We start from the raw sequence: 10,537 nt of genomic DNA on the forward strand, positions 1-10,537 counted from the left end.
GCTTAAAATGAATCCTAAATTCCCACTCTATTATCAGATCTACGAAGATTTGAAACAGAAAATTAATGCCGGCGAGTATCGCATTGGCACGCAATTGCCGATCGAGCACGACCTGATTGCGCAATATCGCGTCAGCCGGATTACGATTCGGCAGGCGTTGCAGCTGTTAGCGGATGAACATCTGATCAAACCCGAGCCCGGCAAAGGAACGTTCGTGCTCAAAAAAAGTCCGACCAAAAAAACGCAAAAAATGATCGGCTTGATTTTACCCGGATTGTTGGACAGCTTCGGCAATCGTTTGCTACAAGCTATCGAACAAGAAGCGACCAACCGGGGTTATTTATTGATCGTTCGTTTCTCGCACGGCGAACAAATCACGGAGCAAAAAGCCATCGACGAATTATTGGCGTTGCCCGTTGATGGTTTGATTCTAGAACCCTCCCAAGTCACCGCGCAGAATTCAGCCTTGTCCGCCCGGATTATGGCCGGTGATCCAATTCTGATCGTTGATAAAGAGCTGACAGGAATTCGCAGTCTTTTTGTCAGCACTGATCATGCGGCCGGCGCATTGGCAGTCGCGCGCTATCTGGCCGACCGCGGTCAAAAAACCGTTAGAGTACTCACCTATTTGCAGATCAGCAATGCCACTTTAGAGAAACGGCAAAACGCGTTCCAACAAATTTTCGGGTCAAATTGCATTCAACCGCTAATTACGACCACGCAAGTGAATTGGGATGAGCCAGATCACAGCGAACAGGATATCGACCGCATCAAACAACTGATCCTCGAACAAAAACCGAGTTGTTTAGTTGGTCTCGACAGCCATCTAGCCTCATTGATCATCCAAGCCATTTGGGAACTACAGCTCGTCGTGCCCCGCGATATTTCAATTTTTGGTTTCGACTCCGGCGCCAATTATCGCTTCAACAATTATTCCTACCTTGCGCAAGATGAATGGCAAATCGGCAAGCAGTCAGTTGATCTACTCGTCGAAAAAATAGACAACGGGCATGTGACGCAGTCACGTATTTTGATTCCAGCCAAGATCATCGAGCATGAATCGATCGCAAAAAATATCGATAGCGATGGACTATCGATAGAAAAAAATATGTATTTTTAACTCAAACCACTTAATAATTACTTCTTAAATAAGCTATCAAGTGACCCAGTTGCCACTAACAATACTAATCTAGAGCGTGAAGATTGCTCAACCTTCATCGTCGTCATTTAATTTCTCCCACCATTCATCAACTGTATCAAAAGTTTCTGTTTTTCCAGCTTTGATTTCTTCCACCGCTTGTTCCATCAGGCTTTTACGAGTGGCAGGTCGGAATGGCAGTCCCTTTTCGGCAATCGTTTGTTTCAGAAAAATTGTGATGGCGCTGGATAGATCCATACCCATTGCCTGAAAAATTTCATTTGCTTCTTGCTTAACCTTTGAATCAACGCGGACGTAAATTTTTGCGTCTGTTTTCTTCGTTGTTTTTTCAATCATAATAATCATCTCCCGCCTAAAATGTAATACGTTGTTCGTACAATGTCAACAAATTTGAATCAAGGTTAATAAAAGCACTTCTGTAATTAAACAGGAGTCTTTGGGAAAATCGGATTAACTCGCGGCATTGGTTTGATGCTGATGCAATCGATTCATTGCTAACCGCGCAATTGGTTGTGCGACCAACAATTCGACTGCGAATGAAATTGAGAAGTTGCGTGGCCAGAGATAAAAGAAATGTTGCAGAGGTTGCATGCTCACGTGCTGTTGGCCGATCCAAGTTCCGAAAACGGTCAAGAAAATGGACATCATCAAAACCGTACACAGTACATTGACTAAGATATGACTATTAAAACTGTCTTTTTCAGCACAATTTTACCTGTAAGCCATTCAGCTGGCCGGTAAGTAATCAAAACCATGATTATCACGCACAACCAGATTTCTGGGATGATCGGCAGCACCTGTTGCCAAGTTTGCCAATGAAACCCAATTTCGAAACAAGTAATCAGTGGTGCGATAATATTAACTGAAATAATGGAAATGATCGCCATAAACACCGCAAATTCCTTGTGATTCCGTGGTAAATTCATATAAAATTTCAAACAAAATTCCTCCTATTTTCAATACGGTAAACTAATTTTACGCAAAAAAAGATCCAGCATGAGCCCTTAGGCTCAACGCTGAACCATTATACGCAGTTGATTTATATTCTCATTATACAATTTATTTCAGAAAAATGGCAAGTGTTTATTCTATCGGTAAGGACACCTACACTCTTTTAACAAACGATTCCTGAAACCATTAATCTTCAAACTGACTATGATAAAGTTTGGCGTAGGCCCCATTCTGCGCCAATAAAGTCTGATGGTTCCCCTGCTCGATCACTTCACCATGATCCATGACTAAAATCAAATCGGCTTGGCGGATCGTCGACAAACGATGGGCGATCACAAAACTCGTGCGTCCCGAGGTCAGTGTATTAAACGCCTGTTGAATTTTAGCTTCGGTATACGTATCGATGTTGCTCGTCGCTTCGTCAAGAATCAACATCGGCGGATTTGCCAGCATCACGCGAGCGATCGTCAATAATTGTTGTTGGCCGGAAGAAAGATTATTATTTTCAGCTTGCAGCACAGTATCATAACCTTGTGGCAATTTCTCGATAAATTCCGCCGCACCACTTTCAACGGCGGCCTGTTTGATCTCGGCAAAAGTTGCACTCGGTCGGCCAAAAGCGATATTATCACGAATCTTTCCAGAAAATAACCACGTTTCTTGTAAGACTAAGCCATATTGCCGGCGCAAGTTTTCGCGGGTCAGTTGGCGAATATCAACGCCATCCAAGCTGATTGTTCCGGTGGTTACGTCGTAAAAACGCATCAATAAATTGATCAGTGTCGTTTTACCGGCACCAGTTTCGCCGACGATGGCAATTTGTTGACCGGGCTGAATCGTTAAGTTTAAATTCGTGATCAAATGTTGATCCGGTTCGTAACTAAAGTCGACTTGTTTGAATTCAATTTTACCCACAACTTGATCGATCACGCGCGGTATTGTCGGATCGGCCACTTCATCTTTCAGGTCGATAATATGAAAGATCCGTTTCGCGGATGCATAAGCAGATTGAAATTGACTACTTAAGCTGGTCAAATCACTGAACGGCTTGCCAAAAATCGTCGCGAAAATTAGGAAGCTAGAGATCTCTCCTACCGTGATCTGCCCAGAAACAGCCCTCAGACCACCTGTGAGCCCGATGAAAGCATACATCACATTGTTGATCACCCGCGCCGTAGGATTGGCAAAAGAGGCAATAAATTGCGATGTGAAGCCCGTCGAATAAAGTTGTTGATTCCGCTTTTGAAATTCTGCCCGGGCTTGTTTTTCATGCGCGAATGCTTGGACGGTGTGCAATCCCGCAATCGTTTCTTCCGCATAACCATTTAAGTTACCGAGATCATCAGCCTGCATTCTAAAATAATGCTGCGACTTTTGTGTGATAATTTTAGCGGTCAGATAGGACAAAGGCGCCGTGACTAGCACCATTAGTGCCATCACCCAATCCATGTACAGCATCAAGATGATGGCGCCGACGATCGTAAAAACCGCCTGGATCGAAGTCAGCAAGCCTTGTAAAACACCATCGGAAATTGTCTCGACATCATTAACGAAGCGGCTGGTAATATCACCGTGTTGCTGCGTGTCAAAGAAACGGAGCGGTAAAAAATTCAGCTTAGCAAATAAATCGTGGCGCAGATTATTGACGCCCTGATAAGCGATCTCGTTGGTAAACCAAGTTGCCAACCACAGGCACAAGCTGCTCGCCAGATACAAAACGAGTAACCATAAAATATCCTGATTCAATTGGGCAAAGCGAACCTGCCCTCTGCCCACCAACTGATCGATGGTTCGTCCGACGATCACTGGCGCAAATAAGGTTCCCAAAACTGAGCCGATGATCAGGATCGTTGCCCAGATCAATTGCTGTTTACGTTCAAAATAATTTAGCAAGCGTTTAATCATTTTCATTGTTGGTCACCTGCCTGATCTTGATCCAACTGACTTGCCACCAGTTGTTGATAAAATTGATTGTTCTTAAGCAATTCATCGTGGGTGTCGAACCCGACGATCCGCCCATTCCTGAGCACGATGACGCGATCCGCATGCATGACCGTTCCAATGCGTTGGGAAATAATCAGCGTGTTCTGCAACCACGGCTGTTGTGCGAGAGCGTGACGGAAATGTGCTTCGGTTAAATAATCCAGCGCACTCGTTGCATCATCGAGCAACAACAATGGCGCCTGCTTGACCAGTGCCCGTGCAATTGCGATCCGTTGGCGTTGACCACCGGAAAAATTACGACCGCCGCGCTCGACTCGTGCCTGCAGCTGTCCATCCGTTTGTTGCACGAATTCCGTTGCCTGCGCCACATTTAAGGCCGCCCACAACTCGTCTTCGGTTGCATCTGGATTGCCGAAACGCAAGTTACTGGCAATCGTGCCTGAAAAAAGTTCGATCTGTTGAGGCACGATACTGATCAATTGTCGTAATTGCGAAATCGGCATTTTGGCAATGTCTTGTTGGAATAATTGAATCGTTCCGGTGGTCGGTTCAATAAATCGCGGTAATAAATCGATCAGGGTCGATTTGCCCGCACCAGTTCCCCCAATGATCCCGATAATTTCACCCGCATTGATCGTTAGGTTAAGATCATCAAGAATCGCCTGTCCGCGCTGTTCTTCCGTGGATGCGGCGTAATAACTGACCTGGTCGAATTGAACGTTCACTTTTTCATTGGTCGTTAATGTAACTGGTGTTTGCGTGACACTTTCAATTTCCGGTTCTGTTGTTAAAACCTCTTTGACCCGGGCTGACGATGCCATCGCTTTGGTCAATAAAATTACCAAATTAGACAACATCAAAACGGCTGCTAAGATCATATTGACGTAATTAATGAACGCCAAAACCGTTCCTTGATCGAGCGAGCCGGTATTCACACGGCCGCCGCCGATCCACAGAATAAAAATGACCATCATATTAACCACCGTTGCGGTCAGCGGATTGTAGAGTGCAGAAAGACGACCTATTTTTAACCCCGTTTGTGTTTGCGCATCGTTGGCTTGATTGAACTTTTCCGTTTCAACGTCTGTCTTGGCAAACGCGCGAATCACCCGCACACCCGACAAATTTTCTTTGACAACTGCGGAAAGATGATCAAGTTGGGCTTGATAGCGACGATAAAGTGGCGACATCCGCGTGGTCAGCCAATAAACCACGAAGCCTAAAATTGGCGTTGCCACCAATAAAATCAGCGCTAAATGCCAATCCAAAATAAACGTCATTAATAATGACCCGATAATCATAAATGGCGCCCGCGAAACTTGGCGGATCGACATGGCGACCCAGAGTTGCATCTGATTCACGTCATTGGTCAGTCGCGTCGTTAAGGTCGCCGCGCCAAACTCGTCTTGCTGATGATAAGACAATTGTGTGATCCGTTCGAACAAACCCGTTCGCAGATCCGTTCCGTAACCTTGCGCTGCTCTCGCCGCAAAGTATTGACAGACTAGCGCAGAACTGAAACCTAAGATGGCGATGCCGATCATCAACAAACCATAACGACGAACGAGTGCCGCGTCATGATTTTTGACACCAGAGTCAACGATCACTGCCATTAGACTGGGTAAAATCAACTCACAAATAACTTCAACGAATTTAAAAAGCGCGCCCAAAATTGCTTGGCCCCGATATGGAATTAAAAAACAACGTAATGCCCACATAATATCCTCCTAAAACAAGTTGTGAGGCGCCACAGGTTGAAATGTTTGGCTAAGGCAAGACATTTCAGTGGCGACGAACACAATTACTTACCCATATTATCTTACCGCCTTCGTCACAAAAAAACAGCCATAATAGTCTGATCGCAGATTTCTTAGAAAAAGTTTTACGTCTGGGCCGCAAAGTCTGCAGTCAGAATTATTCCAGATTTCACGGCAAAAGTGCTACAATCTAACTAAGTGAGGGATCAACAATGACACATTTAGAAATTACCGAGAAATTAATTCAATTTATTTTGACCGCACCAGAAGTTGTGCGCGAACCGCGCGTTTACTCGAATCAAGTGACCTATGCTTTTTCAGATAAGTTACCCGTTCCTGGTCAGCATCAGCTATTTCCTGAGATGCGCCTGCATGTGGAACGACTGAATTATGAGTTTGTGGAACAACAATATGCAAAAATTGATCAATTATTCAAACAGACGCGTGATACGGTCGACAACCAGAAATTTGCCGACGTTTGGTTGACCACTTCGCACCTGACCGACCGTGGTTTATATTTGGTGGAGTTTTCGTTTGAATAATTTCCGCTTTAACTCGACCCAACGAGTTGTATCGCTGGTCGTCCTCACAATTTCGCTGTGGATCTTAGATCAGCTGATCGACTGGCCTTGGCTCATTTACGTGGTTTTAGCGAGCCTCCTCTTAACCGTGATCACACTGATCGGCACCCTGATTTACGAATTGCTCCTCAACAAGCATTGAAAGTTCGACCCGCCACATGTATCAAGCGCTTTTTGAACCGTGCTGCTGTCACACTTTTTGTAAAAATGACTTGACGATTATTTTCAGATACGGTACACTATTTCTTGTGCTTATAATTTAATTGCCCGTTGGTCAAATGGTTAAGACGCCACCCTCTCAAGGTGGAGTTACGAGTTCGATTCTCGTACGGGTGATTTGATTCATTGGGATATAGCCAAATTGGTAAGGCGGTGGACTCTGAATCCATAATTTCTAGGTTCGAACCCTAGTATCCCAAGACATGCTTCAGAGAACCTCTAAACTCACTACTTTTCTTAAAAAGTAGTGAGTTTTTTTATCCCATAGTAAAAAAACAGACGACTGGAAAATCGTCTGTCAGGCCTTAATTATGCACTTAAAATATTAACGAATTTTTTCCTACAGTTGTAGATATTTACCTTCTTTATCCAAGTAGCATTCTTCTACAAATTGCCAGTTGATCACTTGCCAGAATGCGGCGAGATAATCTGGCCGGCGATTTTGATAGTTCAAATAATACGCGTGTTCCCAGACATCGACGCCTAAAATTGGACGCAGGTCATCACAAATCGGATTATCCTGATTTGGTGTCGAAACCACTTTCAATTTTTCCTCAGCATCAACTACTAACCACGCCCAACCTGAACCGAATTGTGCGATGCCGGCTTTGGTGAACTGATCCTTGAAATCGGCCACGCTACCAAACGCATCCGTGATCGCGGCTTCTAATTGACTTGGTAATGACGTTTGTTTCTCTGGCGTCATCCATTGCCATAACAAGGTATGATTCAAATGACCCCCACCATTGTTGCGAACAGCCATCCGAATTTCTTCTGGTAATTGATCCAGATCCGTCAACAATTCCGTCAACGGTTTGTCTTGCGCAGCGCCCGCTTTACTCAAGGCATCATTTAATTTAGTCACATAAGTTGCGTGATGTTTATCATGATGCAAATGCATAGTCTGCTCATCGATCAATGGATCCAGATCACCGTATCCATAAGTTAACTCAGGTAATTCATACACCATCTCTTTTTTCCTCCTTATTTGTCTCTATATTCAGCCTACTATCTTGGTGAAACACCAATCAATATTTCTGCTCAATTGACACGCAACGAAAAAAATGGCACGGTCCATCATTTGTGCCAGGATTATTTGTATATTGTGAGCGATTACCTATTTTATTCACGAAGCAACTACGGTAAAATTAAATCAGATAACAAAATCAGCAATTACGTTATCAACGGTTTAAGTATCACAGGGCACCTGCCAGCTATTTTTAAATAACTAGTAGGTAATTTTTTTATCTCATAGGGAGAAAAACGGAGGGGAATTTATGTCAGTATTATTTATATTATTATTTATCGTCTCATTTCTTTTGGGAATGGGATTGATCGTTTGGCGATTGATCAATATTTATCGAAAAAAGCCCACAGAAATCAAAGGGATCAGTTTCGGAAAGTTAATCATTGGCACGGCGATCGTATTCGTGATCAGCATTATCGGTGCAACTGCCACCAACCAATCAACTTCGAGCAGTGCGGAAATTAAAACAGTCGTGGCGATCACGAAAAAGCAACGTCAGGCTGTCTCCACCGATAAAGTGGATGAAAAGGAACGTTCCGCGGATCTCGCCAAGAAATACCTGGCCGCAAAAGCCGCTTCGGAGTCGCTAGCAACGATTCAAAGCAGTATCGCTGAGAAAGATGCGGCTGCCGTTAGTATTTCTGAATTAGCGTCTAGCAAGGCCAGTGTCGCCAGTGAAGAAGCCGTCAGTCGTTCAGCGGCAGCCTCCTCGAGTCAGGCAGCTGCGCAAGCGTTGAGTTTAGCCAATTCTCAGAGCGCCTCCACTGCTGCGGCATCAAGGCAAGCTGCGGCCACCGCTGCCGCAGCCTCAGCCCCCGCAACGAGCGCGCCCACAAATAACGGCGATATCGTGACCGGCAAACAAGGAACGATCATCGGCAATATCAATTCGAAAATTTATCACGTCCCTGGGCAAGCCGGCTACCACATGAATTCGGCAAACGCTCGCTATTTTAACACCGAGCAAGAAGCAATCAATGCGGGTTACAGAAAGGCTTTGAGGTGATCACCGATGAAAAATAAAAAAATAACCAATCTCATTTACCTGCTAGCCTTACCACTCATTCTTGTAGCCTGTGGGGAAAATGCCGACACCACCAAGCAAGCAGAAATTATGAGCTCGCGTCAGAAAATTGTCACGAGTTATAAAGCCGAGAAGAAACAAGTCGATCAGCAAAAAGATGACAATGATTCGCTCGAAAGTGAAATTGAGCGTATCCAATCTGACAACACCTCAACCGAAGAAGACATCGATCGGCTGACTGAGGAATTAAGTTCACTGACTAAAACTAACGCAGCAAGTACAACCACCACTACTGCTAAAGCGCCCGCAACAACCAGTAAGGCCCCAAGTACAACACCAGCGACATCGACCGCCGCAACTTTAGCCAATCTGAATTACGGCACCGAGCAAGAAATTACCGTCGATCAAAATAATCCCAATTTTTCCAACAGCGAACTTTCTACGGCTAAAGGTGCTTGGGAAACCTATAACGACCTCGATGGCCTGAATCGCGCGGTGGATGCGAACGCCCTCCTCAACCAAACGCTGATGCCGACTGAGAAGCGCACCGGATTAACCTGGGATCCAACCGGTTGGAAAAATAAACGGACCGCGCATGGTTGGCTATATAATCGCAGCCATCTGATCGGTTTCCAACTCTCCGGCGAAAACAATAATCCTAAGAATCTAATTACAGGTACCCAATCGCTCAACAATCCCCTGATGTTGTCGCACGAAATGGACGTTGCCACTTATCTCAAGGCCAGTTCGGCCCACTACGTTCGTTACGAAGTTAAACCCATTTATCGCGGCAACGAATTGGTCGCTCGCGGCGTGCAAATGCGCGCGCAATCGATCGGCGACAATCAGATCCACTTCAATCTGTATATCTTTAATATCGAAGATGGCTATCAAATTAATTATGGCGATGGCAGCAGCGTTGCCAAGTAGATGCAGAAATAACGTCGCACCGCTCCATTCACCTTTGATTCAAACTAAGTCAATTTATGAGACCATTATTAATAATCAATATCTCAATAATGAGCGTGAGCAACTATTTGATATCGCTTCTTGTGAAGAATAATTTTTCTCGCGATTTGTTACCAATGCGTGTAAAATGGGTATTACACAGTGTATGGTGTCAAAAACAAACTTCACTTGGTGTCTAGTAAAAGCACAGATGATCATATTGAAGGCCACGCTAATGTGTTTATGCTACAAACGTTATTCAAGCATTGTGAATTTATTCGAAATAGTGATAAATCGGGCCGACAAGATACTTATAGTTTATCGGCTTGGGCGGGTACTATTTCACAGAACTGGATTTAGAGGAAAAAAACAGAAAAAAGCCCCCATTGGCATGAGGGCTCAGGTAATGCTTATCACAAAATAAATTATACCAGACAACTGGTATTGGAGGAATGGGTAAATGAAGAAAGTCGCATTATTAACTGCAGTGTTTGGGCTAACACTAGCATTGGGAGCATGTAGCAGCTCTAACGACAGTTCTACAGCAAAATCTAGCGAATCAAGCGTTGAGAAAGCGTCTAAAGTCGACAGCAAAAAAGAATCAAGCTCCAAAAAAGCAGAATCAAGCGAAAAGGCTGCTTCGTCATCACGAAGTATTCCCACAACTGACGATCAAGATTGGTTCTATCAAAATAACGTCTTCTACGCAGGCAAAGAAACAATGACATTCACTAAATCGGAAGTACGTGACGGGATTGATGACGGCACCAAGGTTCTAGTTATCTATAACACTATTCTCAACAACTCCGACGAAGAACAAGATCCATCAAATTTTTATATGGTAATTCAAGCAAAACAAAAGAGTGTTTAAATAATTATGTGTAAATGAATTATTGGGAATTGAAAAAGGGAAGCCTCTCCCTTATG

12 protein-coding genes and 2 tRNA genes are annotated in these 10,537 nt (G+C 44.2%); 8 read left to right on the forward strand and 6 right to left on the reverse strand.

Annotated features, from left to right (window positions below):
• Nucleotides 1–7 precede the first annotated feature (7 nt).
• Nucleotides 8–1,120 (forward strand): GntR family transcriptional regulator, encoded by a 1,113-nt coding sequence (locus tag EKM67_RS07445; protein WP_164506605.1) that lies wholly within the window; start codon nt 8–10, stop codon nt 1,118–1,120.
• A gap of 87 nt (nt 1,121–1,207) precedes the next feature.
• Here the strand turns inward: EKM67_RS07445 and EKM67_RS07450 are convergent, their stop codons facing one another.
• The 5 genes from EKM67_RS07450 to EKM67_RS07465 all read right to left on the reverse strand — a co-directional run bounded on the left by EKM67_RS07450 (nt 1,208) and on the right by EKM67_RS07465 (nt 5,772).
• Nucleotides 1,208–1,495, reverse strand: coding sequence for a type II toxin-antitoxin system RelB/DinJ family antitoxin (locus EKM67_RS07450; RefSeq protein ID WP_164506606.1), 288 nt, complete (start codon nt 1,493–1,495; stop codon nt 1,208–1,210).
• 114 nt (nt 1,496–1,609) lie between these two features.
• The gene (locus EKM67_RS10885; protein WP_225417345.1) at nt 1,610–1,807 is read right to left on the reverse strand and encodes a hypothetical protein; all 198 of its coding nucleotides are present in this window, start codon (nt 1,805–1,807) and stop codon (nt 1,610–1,612) included.
• 23 nt (nt 1,808–1,830) lie between these two features.
• The gene (locus EKM67_RS10890; RefSeq protein WP_225417346.1) at nt 1,831–2,097 is read right to left on the reverse strand and encodes a hypothetical protein; all 267 of its coding nucleotides are present in this window, start codon (nt 2,095–2,097) and stop codon (nt 1,831–1,833) included.
• Nucleotides 2,098–2,296: 199 nt separating this feature from the next.
• Complete coding sequence (locus EKM67_RS07460) at nt 2,297–4,021, reverse strand: ABC transporter ATP-binding protein (protein WP_125578396.1); 1,725 nt, start codon at nt 4,019–4,021, stop codon at nt 2,297–2,299.
• Complete coding sequence (locus EKM67_RS07465) at nt 4,018–5,772, reverse strand: ABC transporter ATP-binding protein (protein ID WP_125578397.1); 1,755 nt, start codon at nt 5,770–5,772, stop codon at nt 4,018–4,020. Before EKM67_RS07465 ends, EKM67_RS07460 begins: the two co-directional genes overlap by 4 nt.
• Before the next feature lie 251 nt (nt 5,773–6,023).
• Between EKM67_RS07465 and EKM67_RS07470 the strand changes: the two genes are divergently transcribed.
• The 4 genes from EKM67_RS07470 to EKM67_RS07485 all read left to right on the forward strand — a co-directional run bounded on the left by EKM67_RS07470 (nt 6,024) and on the right by EKM67_RS07485 (nt 6,811).
• Nucleotides 6,024–6,353, forward strand: a complete 330-nt coding sequence (locus EKM67_RS07470) for a hypothetical protein (protein WP_125578398.1) — start codon at nt 6,024–6,026, stop codon at nt 6,351–6,353.
• Entirely contained in the window at nt 6,346–6,534 is a 189-nt protein-coding gene (locus tag EKM67_RS07475) for a hypothetical protein (protein WP_125578399.1), read from the forward strand. The genes EKM67_RS07470 and EKM67_RS07475 overlap by 8 nt, the downstream gene beginning before the upstream one ends.
• 122 nt (nt 6,535–6,656) lie before the next feature.
• A tRNA-Glu gene (locus EKM67_RS07480) sits at nt 6,657–6,728 on the forward strand.
• 10 nt (nt 6,729–6,738) lie between these two features.
• Nucleotides 6,739–6,811: transfer RNA gene (locus tag EKM67_RS07485), tRNA-Gln, on the forward strand.
• Between the two features lie 140 nt (nt 6,812–6,951).
• On the opposite strand, the gene EKM67_RS07490 is transcribed toward EKM67_RS07485, so the two are convergent.
• Entirely contained in the window at nt 6,952–7,581 is a 630-nt protein-coding gene (locus EKM67_RS07490; RefSeq protein ID WP_125578400.1) for a superoxide dismutase, read from the reverse strand.
• A gap of 307 nt (nt 7,582–7,888) precedes the next feature.
• Here EKM67_RS07490 and EKM67_RS07495 point away from each other — a divergent pair, with 307 nt between their 5' ends.
• The 3 genes from EKM67_RS07495 to EKM67_RS07505 all read left to right on the forward strand — a co-directional run bounded on the left by EKM67_RS07495 (nt 7,889) and on the right by EKM67_RS07505 (nt 10,481).
• Entirely contained in the window at nt 7,889–8,644 is a 756-nt protein-coding gene (locus EKM67_RS07495) for a sunset domain-containing protein (RefSeq protein WP_125578401.1), read from the forward strand.
• Between the two features lie 6 nt (nt 8,645–8,650).
• Nucleotides 8,651–9,592: a DNA/RNA non-specific endonuclease gene (locus EKM67_RS10945; RefSeq protein WP_318531162.1), complete on the forward strand. Its 942-nt coding sequence runs from the start codon at nt 8,651–8,653 to the stop codon at nt 9,590–9,592.
• Between the two features lie 478 nt (nt 9,593–10,070).
• On the forward strand, nt 10,071–10,481 hold the full coding sequence (locus EKM67_RS07505) for a DUF4352 domain-containing protein (protein WP_125578402.1): 411 nt from the start codon (nt 10,071–10,073) through the stop codon (nt 10,479–10,481).
• Nucleotides 10,482–10,537: the final 56 nt, after the last annotated feature.

The sequence above is a fragment of the Lapidilactobacillus mulanensis genome (assembly GCF_003946215.1).
Taxonomy (GTDB): Bacteria; Bacillota; Bacilli; order Lactobacillales; family Lactobacillaceae; genus Lapidilactobacillus; species Lapidilactobacillus mulanensis.